The 21,140-nt window shown below is 62.1% G+C and carries 19 protein-coding genes and 1 riboswitch; of the genes, 14 read left to right on the top strand and 5 right to left on the bottom strand.

What is annotated here, in order from left to right; all coding sequences use genetic code 11:
- The first annotated feature begins 30 nt into the window (after positions 1–30).
- Positions 31–972 (top strand): YgfZ/GcvT domain-containing protein, encoded by a 942-nt coding sequence (locus QMK54_RS06935; RefSeq protein ID WP_223591462.1) that lies wholly within the window; start codon positions 31–33, stop codon positions 970–972.
- A 34-nt stretch (positions 973–1,006) separates the two neighbouring features.
- Positions 1,007–1,828 (top strand): HDOD domain-containing protein, encoded by an 822-nt coding sequence (locus QMK54_RS06930; protein ID WP_320402255.1) that lies wholly within the window; start codon positions 1,007–1,009, stop codon positions 1,826–1,828.
- A gap of 146 nt (positions 1,829–1,974) precedes the next feature.
- On the opposite strand, the gene QMK54_RS06925 is transcribed toward QMK54_RS06930, so the two are convergent.
- Positions 1,975–3,363, bottom strand: a complete 1,389-nt coding sequence (locus QMK54_RS06925) for a sensor histidine kinase (RefSeq protein WP_223591466.1) — start codon at positions 3,361–3,363, stop codon at positions 1,975–1,977.
- Positions 3,356–4,027, bottom strand: coding sequence for a response regulator (locus QMK54_RS06920; RefSeq protein ID WP_007979804.1), 672 nt, complete (start codon positions 4,025–4,027; stop codon positions 3,356–3,358). The genes QMK54_RS06925 and QMK54_RS06920 overlap by 8 nt, the downstream gene beginning before the upstream one ends.
- Positions 4,028–4,264: 237 nt before the next feature.
- Between QMK54_RS06920 and QMK54_RS06915 the strand changes: the two genes are divergently transcribed.
- The 5 genes from QMK54_RS06915 to QMK54_RS06895 are packed head-to-tail and all read left to right on the top strand — an operon-like array spanning position 4,265 to position 9,638.
- Entirely contained in the window at positions 4,265–5,554 is a 1,290-nt protein-coding gene (locus tag QMK54_RS06915; protein ID WP_110662038.1) for an OprD family porin, read from the top strand.
- 39 nt (positions 5,555–5,593) lie between these two features.
- Positions 5,594–6,571 carry a Bug family tripartite tricarboxylate transporter substrate binding protein gene (locus tag QMK54_RS06910; protein ID WP_110662037.1) on the top strand — a complete coding sequence of 326 codons (978 nt, stop codon included), beginning with the start codon at positions 5,594–5,596 and terminating at the stop codon, positions 6,569–6,571.
- Positions 6,572–6,630: 59 nt separating this feature from the next.
- Complete coding sequence (locus QMK54_RS06905; protein WP_320402254.1) at positions 6,631–7,089, top strand: tripartite tricarboxylate transporter TctB family protein; 459 nt, start codon at positions 6,631–6,633, stop codon at positions 7,087–7,089.
- A 1-nt stretch (position 7,090) separates the two neighbouring features.
- The gene (locus QMK54_RS06900) at positions 7,091–8,605 is read left to right on the top strand and encodes a tripartite tricarboxylate transporter permease (protein ID WP_075947502.1); all 1,515 of its coding nucleotides are present in this window, start codon (positions 7,091–7,093) and stop codon (positions 8,603–8,605) included.
- Entirely contained in the window at positions 8,598–9,638 is a 1,041-nt protein-coding gene (locus QMK54_RS06895) for an AbrB family transcriptional regulator (protein WP_320402253.1), read from the top strand. The genes QMK54_RS06900 and QMK54_RS06895 overlap by 8 nt, the downstream gene beginning before the upstream one ends.
- A gap of 101 nt (positions 9,639–9,739) precedes the next feature.
- Here the strand turns inward: QMK54_RS06895 and ung are convergent, their stop codons facing one another.
- On the bottom strand, positions 9,740–10,432 hold the full coding sequence (gene ung / locus QMK54_RS06890; protein WP_103394563.1) for a uracil-DNA glycosylase: 693 nt from the start codon (positions 10,430–10,432) through the stop codon (positions 9,740–9,742).
- A 132-nt stretch (positions 10,433–10,564) separates the two neighbouring features.
- Here ung and QMK54_RS06885 point away from each other — a divergent pair, with 132 nt between their 5' ends.
- Positions 10,565–11,677, top strand: coding sequence for an enoyl-CoA hydratase/isomerase family protein (locus QMK54_RS06885; RefSeq protein WP_320402252.1), 1,113 nt, complete (start codon positions 10,565–10,567; stop codon positions 11,675–11,677).
- A gap of 128 nt (positions 11,678–11,805) precedes the next feature.
- On the opposite strand, the gene QMK54_RS06880 is transcribed toward QMK54_RS06885, so the two are convergent.
- Together QMK54_RS06880 and QMK54_RS06875 are read right to left on the bottom strand one after the other, a co-directional pair.
- Positions 11,806–12,243: a hypothetical protein gene (locus QMK54_RS06880; RefSeq protein ID WP_110661813.1), complete on the bottom strand. Its 438-nt coding sequence runs from the start codon at positions 12,241–12,243 to the stop codon at positions 11,806–11,808.
- 167 nt (positions 12,244–12,410) lie between these two features.
- Positions 12,411–12,665, bottom strand: a complete 255-nt coding sequence (locus QMK54_RS06875) for a hypothetical protein (protein WP_223591480.1) — start codon at positions 12,663–12,665, stop codon at positions 12,411–12,413.
- Positions 12,666–12,947: 282 nt separating this feature from the next.
- Positions 12,948–13,048: riboswitch (guanidine-I (ykkC/yxkD leader) on the top strand.
- A 60-nt stretch (positions 13,049–13,108) separates the two neighbouring features.
- Here QMK54_RS06875 and QMK54_RS06870 point away from each other — a divergent pair.
- The 6 genes from QMK54_RS06870 (at position 13,109) to uca (ending at position 21,125) form a co-directional block, all read left to right on the top strand.
- Positions 13,109–14,176, top strand: coding sequence for a putative urea ABC transporter substrate-binding protein (locus QMK54_RS06870; RefSeq protein WP_110661815.1), 1,068 nt, complete (start codon positions 13,109–13,111; stop codon positions 14,174–14,176).
- Positions 14,177–14,191: 15 nt separating this feature from the next.
- Positions 14,192–15,007 (top strand): ABC transporter permease, encoded by an 816-nt coding sequence (locus QMK54_RS06865; protein WP_110661816.1) that lies wholly within the window; start codon positions 14,192–14,194, stop codon positions 15,005–15,007.
- Positions 15,004–15,792 carry an ABC transporter ATP-binding protein gene (locus tag QMK54_RS06860; protein WP_110661817.1) on the top strand — a complete coding sequence of 263 codons (789 nt, stop codon included), beginning with the start codon at positions 15,004–15,006 and terminating at the stop codon, positions 15,790–15,792. Before QMK54_RS06865 ends, QMK54_RS06860 begins: the two co-directional genes overlap by 4 nt.
- A gap of 13 nt (positions 15,793–15,805) precedes the next feature.
- On the top strand, positions 15,806–16,531 hold the full coding sequence (locus tag QMK54_RS06855) for an urea amidolyase associated protein UAAP1 (protein WP_110661818.1): 726 nt from the start codon (positions 15,806–15,808) through the stop codon (positions 16,529–16,531).
- Between the two features lie 11 nt (positions 16,532–16,542).
- Positions 16,543–17,184, top strand: a complete 642-nt coding sequence (locus QMK54_RS06850; RefSeq protein WP_320402251.1) for an urea amidolyase associated protein UAAP2 — start codon at positions 16,543–16,545, stop codon at positions 17,182–17,184.
- A 305-nt stretch (positions 17,185–17,489) separates the two neighbouring features.
- Positions 17,490–21,125, top strand: coding sequence for an urea carboxylase (gene uca / locus QMK54_RS06845; RefSeq protein ID WP_320402250.1), 3,636 nt, complete (start codon positions 17,490–17,492; stop codon positions 21,123–21,125).
- Positions 21,126–21,140: the final 15 nt, after the last annotated feature.

Here is a 21,140-nt window from a genome sequence, read left to right as displayed (position 1 = left end):
TCCACCAGACTCTTTACCCTGCGATGACCCATGGCCGATTCTGCTTTTTTCTGCACCCTTTCTCATGAGGGTGTTCTCGCGGTCCGCGGCGCGGACGCCAGCAAATTCCTGCAAGGCCAACTGACTTGCAACCTCAATTACTTGAGCGAAACCCGGGCCAGCCTTGGTGCGCGCTGCACGCAAAAAGGCCGGATGCAATCGAGTTTCCGCATCCTGCTTGAAGGGGACGGCGTGGTCCTGGCCATGGCCACCGAGTTGCTCGAACCGCAACTGGCGGACCTGAAGAAATACGCGGTGTTTTCCAAGTCGAAACTGACCGACGAAAGTGCCGCCTGGGTCCGTTTCGGCGTTGACCATGGCGACGCTGCACTGGTCAGCCTCGGCCTGGACCTGCCGGCGGAAACCGACAGCGTCGTGCGCCACGATGGGCTGATCGCCACCCGTGTCTCGCCGCAACGCGCCGAGTTGTGGGTTGCCGCCGCTCAAGCCGATGCGGTCAAAGGCAAACTGGCGTCGGTACTGAGCGAAGGCGATCTGAATCAGTGGCTGCTGGGCCAGGTCCGCGCAGGGATCGGCCAGGTCATGCCCGGCACCCGCGAGTTGTTCATCCCGCAGATGCTCAACCTGCAAGCGGTCGGCGGTGTGAGCTTCAAGAAAGGCTGCTACACCGGGCAGGAAATCGTCGCGCGGATGCAGTACCTGGGCAAACTCAAGCGCCGCCTGTATCGCCTGCAACTGACTGCCAGCGAGCTGCCTGAACCAGGTATCGCGCTGTTTTCCCCAACCCACGGCAGCTCCATTGGCGAAGTGGTGCTGGCTGCCCGCACCGGGCAAAACGTTGAACTCCTGGCTGTGTTGCAAGCCGAAGCAGCAGAAAGTGGAGACATCCACCTGGGCGCGCTCGAAGGGCCGTCCTTGCAGCTGCTCGACCTGCCTTATGAACTGGACCGCGATCGCGAAATCCAGCAATAACGGCAGCACTTGGTGCAACACCTAGAGAGACTAAATGAGCGAGCTGGCGGAAAAGGTCCAACAGGATTTGGTTGAGGCCATCAATAACGATGACCTGGTTCTGCCAACGTTACCGGAAGTGGCCCTGCAGATTCGCAAGGCCGCGGAAAACCCGGAAGTCAGCGTCAGTACCCTGAGCAAAGTGATCGGCCGTGATACCGCGCTGTCGGCACGCCTGATCAAAGTGGTCAACAGCCCGCTGTTGCGCGCGACTCAGGAAGTGACCGACCTGCATACCGCGATCACTCGCCTGGGCATCAACTACAGCTGCAATCTGGCGATCGGCCTGGTCATGGAGCAGATTTTCCATGCCCGCTCCGACGTGGTGGAACAGAAGATGCGCGAAGTCTGGCGCAAAAGCCTGGAAATCGCTGGCGTCAGCTATGCCCTGTGCCGCAATCACACCCGGCTCAAGCCCGACCAGGCCGCCCTTGGCGGGCTGGTGCATCAGATCGGCGTGCTGCCGATCCTGACGTACGCCGAAGATCACTATGAGCTGCTGTCCGACCCGGTCAGCCTCAACCATGTGATCGACCAGATTCATCCTCTGATCGGCGAAAAACTGCTCAGGGTCTGGGAATTTCCCGACATGCTGGTGCAAGTGCCGCAGCTATACCTGAACTTCAAGCGCCAGTCTGCGCAGGTCGACTATGTGGATCTGGTGCAGGTGGCCAGCCTGTATTGCCTGCGGGATACCGAACATCCGCTCGCCAGTCTCGATGCCTTGAATGTGCCGGCCTTCAGGAGGCTTGGGATCGATTTTGACGACGAGGCGATGTGCGCTGACCTGGAAGAAACACGCACGATGTTTTACTGAGCATTGTGGCGAGGGGGCTTGCCCCCGTTGGGCTGCGAAGCGGCCCCAAAACCTGCGACCGTGTAAGCCAGGCACACCGCATAGTCAGGATTTACGACTGCTACGCAGCCGAACGGGGGCAAGCCCCCTCGCCACAATGGGATTGATCAATCCCCCGCCACAAAACTCACCCGCACCTTCAACCCCGCGTGCTCACCATCATGCAAGCTGATCTGCGCCAGATGCGCGCGGCAGATCTCGCCGACAATCGCCAATCCCAACCCTGAACCGGCCACTTGCTGATTGCGTCGGTAAAAACGCTCGAACACCCGACTGCGTTCCTCAACCGGGATACCCGGCCCATCATCTTCGACTTCCAGCACGGCGGGCGCCGAGACGCGCAGAATCACATTGCCGCCCGGTGGCGTGTGAGCCAGTGCGTTATCCACCAGATTGCTCAACAGTTCGTTCAACAGCGTCGGCTCGCCCCGCAACCAGACAGGCTCATCCGCCTCCAGCGCCAGCGCGATCCCGCGCTTATGGGCCAACGGCGCCATGGCCATGCCCAGCTCCCGCGCCAACTGACTCAAGTCGAGTAATTGCGCGCCGCCCTCGGCAATCGCCCGGGCGCCATTTTCCACCCGTGCCAGGGACAGCAACTGATTGGCCAGATGGGTCAAGCGATCGGTGCCCTGGGCGGCTGTCTCCAGCGTACTGCGCCAGGTATCGGGCTCGGCCGAACGCATGCCCAGTTCCAGCCGCGCCTTGAGCGCCGCCAGAGGCGTGCGCAGTTCGTGGGCGGCATCGGCAATGAATTGCGCCTGCTTCTCGAACTGCCCGCGCAAGCGCTCGGTAAAGTGATTGAGTGCACGCACCAGCGGCCACAATTCGCGCTGCACCTCCACCAGTGGCAAGGGACGCAGATCGTCCGGCTGACGTTCTTCCACCGCCGTGCGCAAGCGCTCCAGCGGACGCAACGCGGCACTCACCGCAAACCACACCAGCATCAACGCACCGATGGCCAGCATGCCCAGGCGCAGCAAGGTGTCGGCCGCCAGGCTGCGGGCCATGCTGACCCGCGCTTCATCGGTTTCCGCCACGCGGATTTCCGCCATGCCGTTCATGTTCGGCTCGCTCACCGGCTTGAGCAGGCTCACCACGCGCACGTTCTGCCCGCGGTACTGGGCGTTGTAGAAACGTGCCAGCGCCGGATAGTCATCGGTGCGCGGCGTTCCCGGCGGTGGCGCGGGCAGGTTTTCGTAACCGGAAATCAGCTTCTGATTGATGTCGTTGACCAGATAGAAAATGCGCCCGGCACTGTCGTAGGCAAACGTATCGAGGGCCACATAGGGCACGTCGGCACTCAGGGTGCCGTCGCGCTGGGAGACACCGGCGGCGATGGTCCGCGCCGAGGCCAGCAGGGTCCGGTCATAGGCCGTGTCGGCGGCCTCACGACCGTTCCAGTAGGCGCTCAAACCACTGGCCAGCATCAACACCACCAACAACAGCGCCAGGTTCCACAACAACCGCCAGCGCAGGCTGCTGGGCTTATGCATCGCGGCTTTCCAGCAAGTAACCGAGGCCGCGGAAGGTCACGATGGCGACTGGCTGGCCATCGAGTTTCTTGCGCAGGCGGTGCACGTAGATTTCGATCGCATCGGGGCTGGCCTCTTCATCGAGACCGAATACTTGCGACGCCAATTGCTCCTTGCTCATCACCCGACCGGGACGTGCGATCAGGGCTTCGAGTACCGCTTGTTCGCGGGAAGTCAGGGTCAGCAATTCTTCGCCGAGGGTGAAGCGCCGGGTTTCCAGGTCATAGGCCAGCACACCGCAACGCTGAATGCGTTCACCGCCCAGCACACTGCGACGCAGCAAGGCTTTGACCCGGGCTTCGAGCTCGGTCAGTTCGAAGGGCTTGGCCAGGTAATCGTCGGCGCCGAGGTTCAGGCCGTGGACCCGATCCTTGACGTCGCTGCGGGCGGTCAGCATCAGCACCGGCAGGTTCTTGCCCCGCGCCCGCAAACGCGCCAGCACTTCAAAACCATCCATGCGCGGCAAGCCGACGTCGAGGATCGCCATGGCGTATTCCTCGCTGCCCAGCGCCAGATCGGCTGCCACGCCATCGTGCAGGACATCCACGGTCAGCCCGGTGCTCTTGAGCGCCTGGGCGACACTTTCGGCGAGCTGCAAATGGTCTTCGACGAGCAGGACACGCATGGATCTTTACCTCATTCAGGGATGGTCGACGCCATTCTTTGGCGCGAAGTTTACAGCCGCATCCGCCGCTGTGAAGCCCGAGAACCGTGAAAGTCAGCTGAAAGCTTAGCGAAAGGTTAGCCCGTTACAGTCCAGCCACGGACAGTTTCGACTGCCGTCGCTGAAGCCACGCAGCGATACGAAAAACGCCTCGAAGCGTTTTCGACAAATAAGAACAATAAACGGAGTAAGTCATCCATGCAGTCCTTGCAGACCCAGGCTATCGCGCCTGCCCGCCTCTCCCGTTTCAGCCACACTGCGCTTGCCAGCGCTGCCGCCCTTGCCGGTTTTTCACCGTTGAGCCAGGCCGCCTTCTTCGAAGACAGCTCGGCCACTTTCGAAACCCGCAACATGTACTTCAATCGCGATTTTCGCGACGGCACCAGTGCCCAACAGTCCAAGCGTGACGAGTGGGCCCAGGGGTTCATGCTCAATCTGAAATCAGGCTACACCGAGGGCACCGTGGGGTTCGGTGTCGATGCGTTGGGCATGATGGGGGTCAAGCTCGATTCGAGCCCGGACCGTACCGGTACCGGTCTGCTGCCGACCGACGATGGGCGAGCCGTCGACGAATACTCCAAGCTGGGCCTGACCGGCAAAATGAAAATCTCCGCCAGCGAGCTGAAAATCGGCACCCTGATGCCGGAACTGCCGATCCTCAAGCCCAACGACGGGCGCATCCTGCCGCAGACCTTTGAAGGCGGCATGCTGACCTCCAAAGAGATCAAGAACCTGACCTTCACCGGCGGGCGCCTGGACAAAGCCAAGGACCGCGACAGCACCGACTTCGAGGACATTGCCCTCAATAACAAAAATAGCCGTTTTGCGGGCACCGTAGCGGGCGACCACTTTGACTTTGGCGGCCTGGACTACAAGTTCACCGACAAGATCACCGGCAGCTATCACTTCGCGCAACTCGGTGAAGTCTACAACCAGCATTTTCTCGGGTTGATCGCCTCGCAGCCCTTCGGCCCCGGCACCTTTGGCACCGACCTGCGGTTTGCGATCAGTGACGACCAGGGCGAAGCCCGCGGCGGCAAGATCGACAACAAATCCCTCAACGGCCTGGTGAGTTACGCCCTGAGCGGACACAAGTTCAGCGCCGGCTACCAGCACATGTCCGGCGACAGCGCTTTCCCGTATGTGGATGGCGCCGACCCGTACCTCGTGAACTTCGTGCAGATCAACGACTTTGCCGGCGCCGAAGAGCGTTCCTGGCAAGCGCGTTATGACTTCGACTTCGTCACCCTCGGCATCCCTGGCCTGAGCTTCATGAGCCGTTACGTGAGCGGTGACAACATCAAGCTCAAGAACGGTGACGAAGGCAAAGAGTGGGAGCGCAACTCCGAGATCAAATATGTAGTACAAAGCGGCGCACTCAAGGATGTCGCCGTGCGCCTGCGCAATGCCACTTACCGCTCCAACTACTCCGCTCGCGATGCCGATGAAGTACGTCTGCTGGTGAGCTACAGCGTTGCCCTTTGGTAATTCAGTACGTCGATAACAACAACTCCCAAGGAGACTTGAATGAACCTGTCAATGCGTAAACTAGCCCTCGCCGCCAGCGTCCTGCTGTTCACTGGTCAGGCACTCGCCGAGCCAAAACGCCCGGAATGCATCGCCCCGGCCTCGCCCGGCGGTGGTTTCGACCTGACCTGCAAGCTGGCGCAAAGCGCGCTGGTCAATGAAAAACTGCTGACCAAACCGATGCGCGTGACCTACATGCCCGGCGGTGTCGGCGCGGTGGCGTACAACGCGGTGGTCGCCCAGCGTCCGGCCGATGCCGGCACCCTGGTGGCCTGGTCCAGCGGTTCGCTACTGAACCTGGCCCAGGGCAAGTTTGGTCGTTTCGATGAAACCAACGTGCGCTGGCTGGCCGCCGTCGGCACCAGCTACGGCGCCATCGCCGTGAAGAGCGATTCGCCCTACAAGACCCTCGACGACCTCGTGCAGGCACTGAAGAAAGATCCGAGCAAAGTGGTGATCGGCTCCGGCGGCACCGTCGGCAGTCAGGACTGGATGCAGACCGCGCTGATCGCCAAGGCCGCCGGGATCAACCCGCGTGACCTGCGCTATGTGGCCCTCGAAGGTGGCGGCGAAATCGCCACTGCTCTGCTCGGCGGTCACATCCAGGTCGGCAGCACCGACATCTCCGACTCCATGCCGCACATCCAGAGCGGTGACATGCGCCTGCTGGCGGTGTTCTCCGACAAACGCCTGGACGAGCCGGAAATGAAGGACATTCCGACTGCCCGCGAGCAAGGCTATGACATCGTCTGGCCGGTGGTGCGCGGTTTCTACCTGGGGCCAAAAGTCAGCGACGAAGACTATGCCTGGTGGAAAGCGGCCTTCGACAAACTGCTGGCTTCCGAAGACTTCGCCAAGTTGCGCGATCAGCGCGAGCTCTTCCCGTTCGCCATGACCGGCCCGGAGCTGGACACCTACGTGAAGAAGCAGGTCGCGGACTACAAAGTGCTGGCCAAAGAGTTCGGCCTGATCCAGTGATCGTCTCTGTCTAGCGGCCGCGGCTCCGTTTGGCGGAGTCGCGGCACAGGAGTTCCCCCATGCTCTTACAACGCATTTTTGCTTCGGTGCTGTTGCTGGTCTGCCTCGGCCTGGCGCTGATGGCATGGCCGTACCAAGCGGCTTTTTCCTACGAACCGGTGGGGCCTCGGGCCTTTCCATTGCTGATGCTCGGCCTGATGGGCTCGGCGCTGTTGTACATGGTGTTTCGTCCCGCGCCGATCAAGCACAGCGATGACGAGCCGCCGCTGGACCGCGAAACCCTGACCAAGATCGGCATCTGCGTAGTGCTGTTACTGGTGTTCGCCGGCACCTTCGAACCCCTGGGTTTCATCGTCGCCAGCATCCTGATCGGCGTGCCCATGGCCCGTCTGTATGGCGGTCGCTGGGTGCCAAGCATCATGATCATCAGCCTGATGGCCGTCGGCCTCTACCTGCTGTTCGACAAGTTGATGGACGTGCCGCTGCCCCTTGGCGTGCTCGACGTTCTGGAGAACTGATATGGATACTCTTGGCTATTTGGGTCAGGGTTTCGGCGTCGCGCTGAGCCCGTACAACTTGGTGACCGCGCTGTGCGGCACCCTGATCGGCACCGTGGTCGGCCTGTTGCCGGGCCTGGGGCCGATCAACGGCGTGGCACTGTTGATCCCGATCGCATTCGCCCTCGGCCTGCCACCGGAGTCGGCGCTGATCCTGCTGGCGGCGGTGTACCTGGGTTGCGAATACGGCGGCCGGATCAGCTCGATCCTGCTGAACATCCCGGGCGAAGCGTCCACCGTGATGACCACCCTCGACGGTTACCCGATGGCGCGCAAAGGCCTGGCCGGTGTAGCGCTGTCGCTGTCGGCATGGAGCTCGTTCATCGGTGCCTTTATCGCCACCTGCGGCATGGTGCTGTTCGCCCCGCTGCTGGCGAAATGGGCGATTGCCTTCGGCCCGGCGGAATATTTCGTACTGATGGTCTTTGCGATTGTCTGCCTCGGCGGCATGGCCGGTGACCGTCCGCTGAAGACGTTCATCGCAGCGCTGATCGGCCTGTTCCTGTCGACCGTCGGCATCGACGCCAACAGCGGTGTGTACCGTTTCACCGGGGACAACATCCACCTGACCGACGGCATCCAGTTCGTCGTGCTGGTGCTGGGTCTGTTCTCCATCAGCGAAATCCTCCTGCTGCTGGAAAAAACCCACCACGGCCAGGAAGCGGTGAAAGCCACCGGCCGGATGATGTTCAATTTCAAGGAAGCGGCGTCGGTGTTCGTGGTGAACATCCGTTGCGGCGTACTGGGTTTCATCATGGGCGTGTTGCCCGGTGCCGGTGCGACCCTGGCCAGTGCCGTGGCCTACATGACCGAAAAACGCATGGCGGGTGCCAAGGGTACTTTCGGCCAGGGCGACATGCGCGGCCTCGCGGCGCCGGAAACCGCCATCGGTGGTGCGGCTTGCGGTGCGCTGGTGCCGATGCTCACCCTCGGCGTTCCAGGCTCGGGTACCACGGCGGTGATGATCGGCGCACTGTCGCTGTACAACATCACTCCGGGCCCGCTGCTGTTCCAACAGCAACCGGACATCGTCTGGGGCCTGATCGCTTCGTTGTTCATCGCCAACGTGATGCTGGTGATCCTCAACATTCCGATGATCCGTATCTTCACCCGTATCCTTGCCGTGCCGAACTGGGCACTGGTGCCGGTGATCGCGATCATTACCGGGATCGGCGTCTACGCGGTGCACGCGACAACGTTCGACCTGTTCCTGATGATCGGCATCGGCATCTTCGGGTATATCCTGCGCAAGCTGGACTTCCCGCTGTCGCCGGTATTGCTGGGCTTCATCCTCGGAGGATTGATGGAACAAAACCTGCGCCGCGCCCTGTCGATTTCCAACGGTGCGCTGGAAATCCTCTGGTCGAGCCCGATCACCTTCGGTTGCTGGGTCCTGACCGCGATCATGCTGCTGATGCCGCTTATCCGCATCTGGCGCAAACGTTCGGCCGCGCAACGCGCTATCGCCGATGTCTGATCGGTCCACCTTCAAAGCCTGGTGGGGAACCCCGCTGGTCGGCCTGCTGGGCGGTTACCTCGCCAGCCAGGTCGGCTGGCCTTTGCCGTGGATGGTCGGCTCGTTGCTGGCGATCATCCTCGTGCGCTGCCTGACACCCTGGCAATTGGCCGAAATCCCTGGCGGCCGCAAGTGCGGCCAGTGGATCGTCGGTATCGGCATTGGCCTGCACTTCACCCCGCTGGTGATGGAGCAGGTGCTGAGTCATTTCGGTCTGATCTTCTTCGGTGCGTTGGTCACCAGCCTGTCTGCCGTGGTCGGCGTGTGGCTGATGCGCCGCACCGGTGAAGATCGCGCCACGGCGTTCTTTTCCAGCATGCCTGGCGGTTCCGGGGAGATGGTCAACCTCGGTGCCCGCAATGGTGCGGTGCTCAGCCGTGTGGCGGCGGGGCAGAGTCTGCGGGTGTTGGTTGTGGTGCTCTGCGTGCCGGCGGCTTTCAAGTATCTGTTGGGCGACGGTGCGCCGATTGCCCACGCGGGCAGCATCGACTGGCGCTGGCTGGCGGTGTTGTTTCCTGCTGGCGCGTTGGCGGCCTGGATCTGGGAACGCCTGCGTCAACCCAACCCCTGGCTGTTCGGGCCGTTGCTGGTCAGTGCCGCCGTCAGCATTGGTTGGGATCTGCACATCGGCTTGCCCAACGGCGGCAGCCAGATCGGCCAATGGCTGATCGGCAGCGGGCTGGGCTGTCACTTCAACCGGCAGTTCTTCCGGCGTGCGCCATCGTTCATGGGCCGTACCTTGATCGGCACGGTGTTGACCATGTTGATTGCGACGGCAGCGGCCTTGGGCTTGAGTGCATTGACCCACCTGGATCTGCGGTCGCTGACCCTGGGCATGATGCCAGGCGGGATTGCCGAGATGAGCCTGACGGCGGAAACCCTGCAATTGTCGGTACCGCTGGTGACGGCGATGCAGGTGATGCGGTTGCTGTTTGTGCTGTTTCTGGCGGAGCCGTTGTTCAAGTATTGGAACCGGAATCCGGATTCAGTCTGATAGACCGAGGTGTCTGCTTCGCGAGCAAGCCCGCTCCCACAGGGTTCGTGTGTTCCCTGTGGGAGCGGGCTTGCTCGCGAAGAGGTCCTCCAAATCAACGCTTAAACCGGCGGCAACCGCCACTCGATCGGCGTCTCGCCATTCTGTTCCAGAAACTTGTTGGTTCGGCCGAAGTGCCCGCAACCGAGGAAGCCGCGATAGGCCGACAGCGGAGACGGATGCACCGAGGTCAACACCAGGTGCTTGGTGGCATCGATCAGCTTCTGCTTGCTCTGGGCATGGGCGCCCCACAGCATGAACACCAGGTGCGGCTGCTGCTGGCTGACCACTTCAATGACCCGATCGGTGAAAAACTGCCAGCCCTTGTCCTTGTGCGCATTGGCATTGGCGCGCTCGACGGTCATGGTGGTGTTGAGCATCAGCACGCCCTGATCGGCCCAGCTTTGCAGGTAGCCGTGGTTGGGAATGTCGATATTCAGGTCGCGCTTGAGTTCTTTATAGATGTTCACCAGCGACGGCGGCGCCGGCACGCCGGGTTGCACCGAGAAGCACAAGCCATGGGCCTGGCCCGGGCCGTGATAAGGATCCTGGCCGAGGATCACCACCTTGACCTTGTCCAGCGGCGTGGAATTGAGCGCGTTGAAGATCATCGGGCCGGGTGGATAGATCTCCTTGCCGGCCGCCCGCTCCTGTTGCAGGAAGTTTCGCAACTCTGTCATGTAGGGCTGGTCGAATTCGGCACGCAGGGCCTCCTTCCAGCTCGGTTCGAGTTTGATACGGTCGTCAGCAGTCATGGTTACATCCGGCAAAAGCAATGGGGCGAACCCTAGGAAAGCGCGCCACGCTTGTCAATTGATCTGACGCAGAACCGGCACTTTCCCACACAGCGATCATACTTAACCCTCAAATTCCCGATCGAGGTCACGATGAATCTGCACTTCGAAGAACTCACCGGCACCGACGGCGCCCGCATCGGCGTCGCCAGCCTGGATGCCGAAAAATCCCTGAACGCCCTGTCCCTGCCGATGATCAACGCCCTGCGCGACCGCATGGAGGCCTGGGCCAAGGACCCGCAAATTGTCTGCGTCCTGTTGCGCGGCAATGGCGCCAAGGCCTTTTGCGCCGGCGGCGAAGTGCGCAGCCTGGTGGAAGCCTGTCGCGTCCATCCGGGCGAAGTGCCGCCACTGGCCGCGCAGTTTTTTGCGGCGGAGTATCGCCTGGACTTCAAACTCCACACCTACCCCAAACCGCTGATCTGTTGGGGCCACGGCTATGTGCTTGGCGGTGGCATGGGGTTGTTGCAAGGCGCAGGCATCCGCATTGTCACGCCGAGCAGCCGCCTGGCGATGCCGGAGATCAGCATCGGCCTGTACCCGGACGTTGGCGCCAGTTGGTTTCTGTCGCGCCTGCCCGGCAAGCTCGGATTGTTCCTGGGCCTGACCGGCGCACACATGAACGGCCGCGATGCCATCGACCTGGACCTGGCCGATCGTTTCCTGCTCGACGAACAGCAGCCGGAATTGATCGAAGGCCTGTTGCAATTGAACTGGCAGGAACAGACACCGATGCAGCTCAACAGCCTGCTCAAGGCCTTGCAGCAGGAAGCCGTGGCGCAGATGCCCGAAGCCCAGTGGCTGCCACGCCGCCAGCAGATCGACGAGCTGCTGGATGTCAGCGATGTGCGTTGCGCCTGGAAGGCCATCAGCGCGTTGCGCGATCACACCGATCTATTAATGAGCCGCGCGGCCAGGACCCTGAGCGAAGGCTCGCCACTGACCGCCCGTCTGGTGTGGGAGCAGATCATCCGTGCCCGGCACCTGTCGCTGGCCGAAGTCTTCCAGATGGAATACACCTTGAGTCTCAACTGCTGTCGTCATCCGGAATTCAGCGAAGGCGTACGAGCCCGCTTGATCGACAAGGATCAGAAGCCGCACTGGCACTGGCCGGACATCAACAACGTGCCGGACGCGGTGGTAGAGGCGCATTTTCACAAGGCGTGGGAAGGTCGGCATCCGCTGGCGGATTTGTCCGAATACTGAAAGCCACACACAATACTGTGGGAGCGGGCTTGCTCGCGAAGACGGAGTGTCAGACAACATCAATGTTTCTGAGACGACGCCTTCGCGAGCAAGCCCGCTCCCACATTAGAACTGTGTTCTATACAAAACTAGCGGTGATTGCCCCGCCCGTTGTGATCAGCACGCCCGCTGCGGTAGCCGCGCCCGTCGTGACTGCGATTGTCGTTGTTCCAGCCTCCGCGGTTACGGCCGTCCCAGCCATGGTTCTGATGCATGCGGTAGTCCCCCCGCGACGGCTGATAGTAACGAGGAGCCGACTGGTAATAGCGCGACGGTTGATAGATTCGCGGCTGCGAGTAATAGCGCGGAGTTGGCTGGTAGTACCGCGCTGGCGGCGCGTAATACCGGGGCGGCGGCGTGTAGTAACCACCGCCATTTGAGTAGTAGGAACTCCCTCCGGCGTAATAGGCTGGCGATGGCGAGGTATAGACCTCGGAACTGTAGTAACTGCCTCCTTCGTCGTAATAAGGCACGCATCCACCAAGGGACAATCCCAACACAGCAAGCAGAAGAATTCGGCAATACATAGCGGCCTCCTGGACCGCGAGTGAGCCACACCAGCGACGCTGGCAGGCGGCAGTCAAATATTCAGTGACTGTCGAAAGATCAGACACCGAATTCGCAATCTGGTGCGCTCCTGAAACAAGTAGAAACATCTGCCCGATGAAAGGTTTTTCATCCATTCACGCCCTGATTAACGGTGGCCACCGCCGTGATGCCCGCCGCCGTGACCGCCGTAATACCCGTGGCCACGGTAGTAACCATGCCCCCCGTAGTAATAGGAGCGATAACCACCGTAATAACGTGGGCCGTAGTAACCGTAGTAATAAGGCGAGTAGTAACCGGGGGAGTAATAAGATCCCCCGTAGTCGTCGGCAGGACCGTCGTAGTAGTAGCAGCCAGACAATCCAAAACCGAGCACTGCACCCAACAACAATCGACGTAACATGGCGGCCTCCGTAAAGACCAGTGACAGCAGTCGGCACAGACCGGCTGACATCTGTTTTGACTGGCAAACCCGCATCAAGTGCTATGCCGCACCCACCTTCGGATCAGCGGCGAACACGTTCCAATGCGGTGCACCTGCGCACCATCACAAGGCAGCCTGCCCTTCTGCTCAATCCCGCTGACCACCCAGTTGCCCACGCTAGAGCGCTTGGGCCGACTTGGCACGCCTCTCGCTTTAACAAAACAGTGCAGGAGTCACTACAGGTTCGCGGCACCACAATTTGCAATGGCTGACTAGGGTTCCGGCTCGCAATCGCGAGTGACTGGTCCGAGAGTTGGCGACCTCCAGTTGAGGTTACACGGCGGGACAAAAGCCCGGGAGACAAGCCACCGTTAGCGGTGCCGCTGCCGTCCTGTCCGTCCTTGATCAACTGGAGAACCACCATGTCCCAGCTTCGTTTACCCGCCCTGCTCGCCGCTGCGTTCGCAGCCCTCGTGAGTCTCTCGTCCCAGGCCGCCCAGAAAGATCACTTCAGCGTGTGCTGGACGATCTACGCCGGCTGGATGCCCTGGGAATACGCAGGCAGCCAGGGCATCGTCGACAAATGGGCGAAGAAGTACGGCATCAAGATCGACGTGGTGCAGCTCAACGATTACGTCGAATCGATCAACCAGTACACCGCCGGCCAGTTCGACGGCTGCACCATGACCAACATGGACGCGCTGACCATTCCGGCCGCTGGCGGCGTCGACAGCACTGCGCTGATCGTCAGCGATTTCTCCAACGGCAACGACGGCATCGTGCTCAAGGGCGAAGGCAAGAAAGTCACCGACCTCAAGGGCATGGACGTCAACCTGGTCGAGCTCTCTGTCTCCCACTACCTGCTGGCCCGGGCCCTGGATTCGGTGGACCTCACCGAGAAAGACCTGAAAGTGGTCAACACCTCCGACGCCGACATCTCGGCCGCCTTCAACACCGAACAGGTCAACGCCGTCACCACCTGGAACCCGATGCTCTCGGACATCAAGGCCAAGCCTGCGGTGACCGAGGTGTTCAATTCCAGCCAGATCCCCGGCGAGATCATGGACATGATGGTGGTCAACAGCACCACCCTCAAAGACAACCCGGCCCTGGGCAAGGCGCTGACTGGCGCGTGGTTCGAAGTGGTCGAGCTGATGAACGCAAAAAACGCCGCCAGCAAAGCCGCACTCGAACACATGGCCAAGGCCTCGGGCACTGACCTGGCGGGTTTCCAGGCGCAACTGGACACCACCAGATTGTTCGCGACGCCCAACGAAGCCCTGGCGTTTTCCACCAGCAAGCAACTGCCGGAAACCATGCGCAAGGTCGCCGAGTTCTCTTTCCAGCACGGCTTGCTGGGTGAGGGCGCCAAGGACACCAGTGCCGTCGGCATGGCCTTCGCCAACGGCGTGACCAGCGGCGACAAGGGCAACCTCAAGCTGCGCTTCGATCCGAGCTACGTGCAGATGGCCGCCGACGCCAAGTTGTAATCAGGAGAACTGGCCATGCGCCTGATCAACCGTCACCCGGACCGCCCGAGTCGCCTGTTGCTGGTGATCCTGCCGTTCGCCCTGGTGCTGTTCGCCTACTTCATGGGCTCGGCCGAGCGACTGGCGGAAAACCCCAACGACAAGCTGCTGCCCAGCGCCGTGCAGATGACCGATGCGGTTAAACGCCTGGCGTTCGTGGCCGACACCCGCACCGGCGAATACCTGCTCTGGCAGGACACGGCATCTAGCCTGCAGCGCCTGGCCATCGGCCTGGGCATCAGCGCCTTGGCCGGGCTGTGCCTGGGCATCGCCGCCGGCACCCTGCCGCTGTTCGGTGCACCGTTGTCACCCTTGCTGACGGTGCTGTCGATGGTGCCACCGCTGGCGATCCTGCCGATCCTGTTCATCGTCTTCGGCCTGGGGGAATTGTCGAAAGTGATGCTGATCGTCATCGGCATCACCCCGGCGCTGGCCCGCGACCTGGAACAGCGCGCCCGGGAAATTCCCGTGGAGTTGCTGATCAAGGCCCAGACCCTCGGCGCGTCTACCTGGACCCTGATGCTGCGGGTGGTGTTGCCGCAACTGCTGCCACGGCTGTTGATCTCGCTGCGCCTGATGCTCGGTTCGGCGTGGCTGTTCCTGATTGCCGCCGAAGCCATCGCCTCCACCGACGGCCTCGGCTACCGGATTTTCCTGGTGCGCCGCTACCTGGCGATGGACGTGATCCTGCCCTACGTGGTGTGGATCACCCTGCTCGCCTGGTTGATGGATTGGGGGCTCAAGCACCTTACCCGCCGCGCGTTCCCCTGGTATGAAGGAGCGGCCAAATGAGCTTCATCACCGTCAAGAACGTCTGGCAGCAATACGCCGATCAGGTGGTGCTCGAAGGCTTGAACCTGAACGTCAACGAGGGTGAGTTCTGCACCCTGGTGGGTGCGTCCGGTTGCGGCAAATCGACCTTCCTGCGCCTGCTGCTCGGCCAGGAGCGCGCCAGTCGTGGCGAGATCCTGCTCGACGGCCAACCGCTGACTGCTGAACCGGATGCCAGCCGTGGCGTGGTGTTCCAGCGCTACTCGGTGTTCCCGCACTTGAGCGTGCTGGACAACGTCGCCCTCGGCCTCGAACTGCCCCGCTCGCCTTTGCTTGGACGCCTGTTCGGCAGCGCGAAAAAAGACGCTCGCGAACAGGCTTCGGTGCTGCTGCACAAAGTCGGCCTCGGCCACTCGCTGGACAAGTACCCGGCGCAACTCTCCGGCGGCATGCAACAACGCCTGGCCATCGCCCAGGCGCTGATCATGAAGCCCCGAGTGCTGTTGCTCGACGAACCGTTCGGCGCTCTCGATCCGGGCATCCGCAAAGACATGCACGCCTTGCTCCTGGAGCTGTGGCGCGAGACCCGACTGACGGTGTTCATGGTCACCCACGACCTGTCCGAAGGCTTCAGCCTCGGCACGCGCCTGCTGGTGTTCGACAAGGTCCGTCTCGATCCGCACGCCCCTGGTGCCTATGGCGCACGCATCACCTACGACATCCCTTTGAACAGCGACCGCCGCACCAGCCGTGCCGCCGTCGATGCCCTGCCGCTGCAACTGGCGGGCACGCTTCGTATCGCTTAGAGGAATTTTGAAAATGACAGATTCGACTCAACTGTTCCCGCCCTTCGCCGAAGAAATGCTCCCGGGCGGCGGCCATCGCTCTTTCGTATTGAAGCGCGGCCAACTGCTGCGCCTGACCGACATTCGCGGCGGCGCCAACGTCAGCCTGACGCTACTCAACGCCAATGAAAAAACCGAGCGCCTGAACCTGCCCGACAGCCTCAAGTGCCAACACACCGCCAAGCTCACCGCCGGCCATTGCCTGTACTCGGACATGGGGCGCGTACTGGCGGCAATCACCGCCGACACTTGCGGCTGGAGCGACAGTCTCGGCGGCGTACTCTGCGCTGAAGAAGTGGCAGAAAAATACGGCGCCGGCCGCTATCAGGAACTGCGTAACGGATTCTTCCGCAACGGCACCGACAACCTGTTGGTGGAACTGGGCAAATGGGGGTTGGGCCTGTCCGACCTGCTGATGACCCTCAACCTGTTCAGTCGCGTGAACGTCGATGACGCCGGGCGCTTTCACTTTGTCGAGGGCAACTCCAGGGCCGGCGACTACATCGAGCTGTACGCGCCGATGGCCACCCTGGTGGTGCTCACCGCCCTGCAGCACCCGATGGACCCGTCCCCGGAATATGCACCGAAACCGCTGAAGCTCAGCTGGATGAACGCCGACGCCAGCGTCGCCGAACACTGCCGCACCTCGCGCCCGGAAAACGAGCGCGGCTTCATCAACACCGACCGTTTGTTCGCCTGAGGATCGCTGCCATGTCACTCGCTATCGCCACCGCTCCACAGTCGCCTGAAACGGCCGTCTACCGCGCCACCATTCCCGCCGGCGAACCCTGGCTGATGGAGGTCAAGGCCGGACAGACCCTGCGCATCCTCGATCTTGAGGGCAACCAGGCGGTCGATACCCTGTTCTACAGCGTCGCCAATCCCAAGGAACGCTACGACGTACAGCGCACCCTGCGTCGGCAGAACAGCGTGTACCTAAGCACCGGCAGCGTGCTGTATTCCAACCTCGGCAAGCCGATGCTGACCATCGTCGCCGACACCTGTGGACGTCACGACACCCTCGGCGGCGCCTGCGCGCAAGAGAGCAACACCGTGCGCTACGCCCTGGAAAAACGCTACATGCACAGCTGCCGCGACAACTACCTGCGTGCCTGCGTGCACGACGGCCGCCTGGGCAAGGGCGACATCGGGCCGAACATCAACTTCTTCATGAACGTGCCAGTCACTGCCGACGGCGGGCTGACCTTCGAAGACGGCATCTCGGCACCAGGCAAGCACGTCGACCTGCGGGCCGAGATGGACGTGATCGTGCTGATCTCCAACTGCCCGCAACTGAACAACCCGTGCAACGCCTACAACCCGACCCCTGCGGAGCTGCTGGTATGGAACTGAAATTCCCGAGATTGCGCCGCTGGTTGTTTGCCCTGTGCCAGGCCAGATCCGGGCAGTGCCTCAAGAAATAAGAACACCGCTGCTCAAATGTGGGAGCGGGCTTGCTCGCGAAAGCGGTGTATCAGACACATCAACGCTGACTGACACGCCCTCTTCGCGAGCAAGCCCGCTCCCACAGGGGATCGGCGGTGTTTTTGAGCGAATTGATTCTGCCACCAGGGACGACCCCGGTGCATTTCGAAAAACTGCGGGACGGCCCGCATCCCAGTCGAGGCTGATGCGCTATCGCCTCCGGGGGTTATGCCATGTTCGAAAAAGTCCTGATTGCCAACCGTGGCGCCATTGCCTGCCGCATCCTGCGCACCTTGCGTGAACTGCAAGTGCAGGGTGTTACCGTGTACTCCGAAGCCGACGCCGCCAGCCTGCACATCCTGCAAGCCGACGAGGCCCACAGCCTCGGTGAAGGCGCGGCCGCCGGCACTTACCTGGCGGTCGATAAAATCCTCGCTATCGCCAAATCCACGGGCGCCACGGCGATCCATCCCGGCTACGGTTTTCTTTCGGAAAACGCCGCGTTCGCCGAAGCCTGCGAGGCCGCCGACATCGCCTTCATCGGCCCGACCCCTGAACAACTGCGGGTGTTCGGCCTCAAGCACACTGCCCGCGCCCTGGCCAAACAACACGGCGTGCCGATGCTTGAAGGCACCGAACTGCTCGACAGCCTCGACGCTGCGCTGCTGGCCGGTAAACAGGTCGGCTACCCGGTCATGCTCAAGAGCACGGCTGGCGGTGGCGGCATTGGCATGCGCGTGTGCCGCAGCGCCGCCGAGTTGAGCGAATCCTTCGAAGCGGTCAAACGTCTGGGCCAGAACAACTTCAGCGACGCCGGGGTGTTCATCGAGAAGTACATCCAGCGTGCCCGCCATCTGGAAGTGCAGGTGTTCGGCGACGGTCGCGGCGAAGTGATCGCCCTCGGCGTTCGCGATTGCTCGGTACAGCGGCGCAACCAGAAAGTCCTCGAGGAAACCCCGGCGCCGAACCTGCCCGAGGGCATGGCCGATGAGCTGTGCGCGGCAGCGATCCAACTGGCCAAAGCGGTGCGTTACCGCAGCGCCGGCACCGTCGAATTCGTATTCGACAGCGATGCCCAGCGTTTCTATTTCCTTGAAGTGAACACTCGTTTGCAGGTGGAGCACGGTGTCACTGAACAGGTGTGGGGCGTCGACCTGGTGCGCTGGATGGTGCAACTGGCCGCTGGTGATCTGCCGCCGCTGAGCGATCTGATGTCGGGTTTGAAACCAGAAGGTCATGCGATTCAGGCGCGGTTATATGCCGAAGATCCGGGTCGCGACTTTCAGCCAAGCCCGGGGTTGCTCACCGCCGTGGATTTCCCGGCGACCAATGGCATTCAACTGCGCATCGACACCTGGGTCGAGGCGGGCTGCGAGATCCCGCCGTACTTCGATCCAATGATCGCCAAGGTCATCTGCTGGGCACCGACTCGCGAAGAAGCCACTGCGGATCTGCATCAAGCGCTGGGTGCCAGCCTGCTCTACGGCGTGGAAACCAACCGCGACTACCTGCGGCAGATTCTGCTGGATGCGCCTTTCGCCAGCGGCCAGCCGTGGACCCGTTGCCTGGAAGGCCTGGTCTATCAGGCCAACACCTTCGAGGTGCTCAGCGCCGGAACGCAAACCAGCGTTCAGGACTACCCCGGCCGTCTCGGTTACTGGGCCGTTGGCGTACCGCCGTCAGGTCCGATGGACAGTCGCGCGCTGCGTCTGGGCAACCGTTTGCTGGGCAATGATGAAGGCGCAGCGGCGCTGGAAATCACCATGAGCGGGCCATTGCTGCGCTTCAATTGCGCGGCGGTGGTGGCGGTGACTGGCGCGGTGATTCCATTGCTGCTCAACGGCGAAACTGTGCCGATGAACACTGCGCTGTTGGTCGCCGCAGGATCCACCTTGAGCCTCGGCACCATTGCCGGTGCGGGCGCGCGCAGCTATCTGTGCCTGCGCGGCGGCCTGCAGGTTCCGGATTATCTGGGCAGCAAAAGCACCTTCACCCTGGGCCAGTTTGGCGGCCACGGTGGTCGCGCGTTGCGAGCCGGTGATGTGTTGCACCTGCCAGCCCTGAATGACCGCAGTGCCGGCGAACAACTGGCTGAAGAGCAGGTCACCGAGCTGCCAGTAGTTCGGCAGATTCGCGTGATCTACGGCCCCCACGGCGCCCCGGAATACTTCACGGAAAACTACATCGGCACCTTCTTTACCACGCAGTGGGAAGTGCATTTCAACTCCAGCCGTACCGGTGTGCGCCTGATCGGGCCGAAACCTGAGTGGGTGCGCGCCGACGGTGGCGAGGCGGGTCTGCACCCGTCGAACATTCACGACAATCCCTATGCGATCGGCGCGGTGGATTTTACCGGTGACATGCCGGTGATCCTCGGCCCGGACGGTCCGAGCCTCGGCGGGTTCGTGTGCCCGGTGACGGTGATCGAGGCGGATCTTTGGCAGTTGGGGCAGCTCAAGGCTGGAGACAAGGTGCAGTTCTCCCCCGTCGATCTCCAGACCGCCCGCGACCTCGCCCTGAAATGGACTCCCCCTTGTAGGAGCCGGCTTGCTGGCGATGGGGCCCTGGCAGACACCGCGACAACTTCATCGCCAGCAAGCCGGCTCCTACAGGGGGTTGTGTCGCCTGTAGTGCTGGATATTGGACAGGAGGACACGCGGCTGGTTGCACGGTTGTCGGGCGACACGCATTTGCTGCTGGAAATCGGCGCCCCGGAACTCGACCTGGTCCTGCGCTTTCGCGCCCACGCCCTCATGCAAGCCCTGGAAAGCAAACAGCTTCACGGCGTGATCGATCTCACCCCCGGCATCCGTTCCCTGCAGGTCCACTACCAGCCCGAACAACTGCCACTGTCCGATCTGCTCGGCATCGTCGCCGGCGAATGGGACGCCGTGTGCGCCGCCAAGGACCTGCAAGTACCCTCGCGCATCGTTCACCTGCCGCTGTCCTGGGACGATCCGGCGTGCCAGTTGGCCATCGAGAAATACATGACCACCGTGCGCAAGGACGCCCCATGGTGCCCGAGCAACCTGGAGTTCATCCGTCGCATCAACGACCTGCCGAACCTCGATGAAGTGCAACGCACGGTGTTCGACGCCAGCTACCTGGTGATGGGGCTGGGTGACGTCTACCTCGGTGCCCCGGTCGCCACCCCGCTCGACCCCCGTCATCGCCTGGTGACCACCAAGTACAACCCGGCGCGCACCTGGACGGCGGAAAACTCGGTGGGCATCGGTGGCGCCTACATGTGTGTCTACGGCATGGAAGGCCCCGGCGGTTATCAGTTTGTCGGGCGTACGCTGCAGATGTGGAACCGCTACCGCGAAGTGGCCGCGTTCGATGGCAAACCGTGGTTGCTGCGGTTTTTCGACCAGATCCGTTTCTACCCGGTCAGCGCCGATGAACTGCTGCGCATCCGCCGGGATTTCCCCCTCGGGCGCTTCGACCTGAACATTGAGCACAGTCAGTTGAACCTGGCGGATTACCAGGCGTTCCTGGCTCGGGAAGCGCAATCCATCGGCGCTTTTCGTGCGCAGCAACAAGGGGCGTTCAACGCCGAACGCGAACGCTGGATCGCCAGTGGCCAGGCGCATTTCGACAGTGAGGAGCCGGCTTCGCAAGCGTCCGAAGAGGCGCCGCTGGCCAGCGGTCAACAGAGCGTCGACAGCCACATCGCCGGCAACCTCTGGCAGGTCCAGGTCGAGGCTGGCAGCCGCGTCGACGCCGGTGATGTGCTGGTGATCCTGGAGTCGATGAAGATGGAAATCCCCCTGCTCGCACCGATGGCCGGCGTGGTGCGCGAGATTCGCGTGCAACCGGGTTCGGCGGTGCGTGCCGGACAGCGCGTCGTGGTGCTGGAACTCGACTGAGCCCATTTTGAAAAG

It is taken from the genome of Pseudomonas sp. P5_109 (assembly GCF_034009455.1).
GTDB lineage: Bacteria > Pseudomonadota > Gammaproteobacteria > Pseudomonadales > Pseudomonadaceae > Aquipseudomonas.
The sequence above is the reverse complement of the archived record's forward strand: the minus strand, read 5'-3'. Positions and strand labels throughout refer to the sequence as shown.

Excerpts from the sequence above, each read along its gene's own strand:
- QMK54_RS06920 (WP_007979804.1), bottom strand. The coding sequence starts at position 4,027 with ATGCGTGTCCTGCTCGTCGAAGACCATTTGCAGCTCGCCGAAAGTGTC.
- QMK54_RS06930 (WP_320402255.1), top strand. The coding sequence starts at position 1,007 with ATGAGCGAGCTGGCGGAAAAGGTCCAACAGGATTTGGTTGAGGCCATC.
- QMK54_RS06915 (WP_110662038.1), top strand. The coding sequence starts at position 4,265 with ATGCAGTCCTTGCAGACCCAGGCTATCGCGCCTGCCCGCCTCTCCCGT.
- QMK54_RS06860 (WP_110661817.1), top strand. The coding sequence starts at position 15,004 with ATGAGCTTCATCACCGTCAAGAACGTCTGGCAGCAATACGCCGATCAG.
- QMK54_RS06885 (WP_320402252.1), top strand. The coding sequence starts at position 10,565 with ATGAATCTGCACTTCGAAGAACTCACCGGCACCGACGGCGCCCGCATC.
- QMK54_RS06900 (WP_075947502.1), top strand. The coding sequence starts at position 7,091 with ATGGATACTCTTGGCTATTTGGGTCAGGGTTTCGGCGTCGCGCTGAGC.
- QMK54_RS06870 (WP_110661815.1), top strand. The coding sequence starts at position 13,109 with ATGTCCCAGCTTCGTTTACCCGCCCTGCTCGCCGCTGCGTTCGCAGCC.
- QMK54_RS06875 (WP_223591480.1), bottom strand. The coding sequence starts at position 12,665 with ATGTTACGTCGATTGTTGTTGGGTGCAGTGCTCGGTTTTGGATTGTCT.
- uca (WP_320402250.1), top strand. The coding sequence starts at position 17,490 with ATGTTCGAAAAAGTCCTGATTGCCAACCGTGGCGCCATTGCCTGCCGC.
- QMK54_RS06865 (WP_110661816.1), top strand. The coding sequence starts at position 14,192 with ATGCGCCTGATCAACCGTCACCCGGACCGCCCGAGTCGCCTGTTGCTG.
- ung (WP_103394563.1), bottom strand. The coding sequence starts at position 10,432 with ATGACTGCTGACGACCGTATCAAACTCGAACCGAGCTGGAAGGAGGCC.
- QMK54_RS06895 (WP_320402253.1), top strand. The coding sequence starts at position 8,598 with ATGTCTGATCGGTCCACCTTCAAAGCCTGGTGGGGAACCCCGCTGGTC.
- QMK54_RS06880 (WP_110661813.1), bottom strand. The coding sequence starts at position 12,243 with ATGTATTGCCGAATTCTTCTGCTTGCTGTGTTGGGATTGTCCCTTGGT.
- QMK54_RS06850 (WP_320402251.1), top strand. The coding sequence starts at position 16,543 with ATGTCACTCGCTATCGCCACCGCTCCACAGTCGCCTGAAACGGCCGTC.
- QMK54_RS06925 (WP_223591466.1), bottom strand. The coding sequence starts at position 3,363 with ATGCATAAGCCCAGCAGCCTGCGCTGGCGGTTGTTGTGGAACCTGGCG.
- QMK54_RS06905 (WP_320402254.1), top strand. The coding sequence starts at position 6,631 with ATGCTCTTACAACGCATTTTTGCTTCGGTGCTGTTGCTGGTCTGCCTC.
- QMK54_RS06935 (WP_223591462.1), top strand. The coding sequence starts at position 31 with ATGGCCGATTCTGCTTTTTTCTGCACCCTTTCTCATGAGGGTGTTCTC.
- QMK54_RS06855 (WP_110661818.1), top strand. The coding sequence starts at position 15,806 with ATGACAGATTCGACTCAACTGTTCCCGCCCTTCGCCGAAGAAATGCTC.
- QMK54_RS06910 (WP_110662037.1), top strand. The coding sequence starts at position 5,594 with ATGAACCTGTCAATGCGTAAACTAGCCCTCGCCGCCAGCGTCCTGCTG.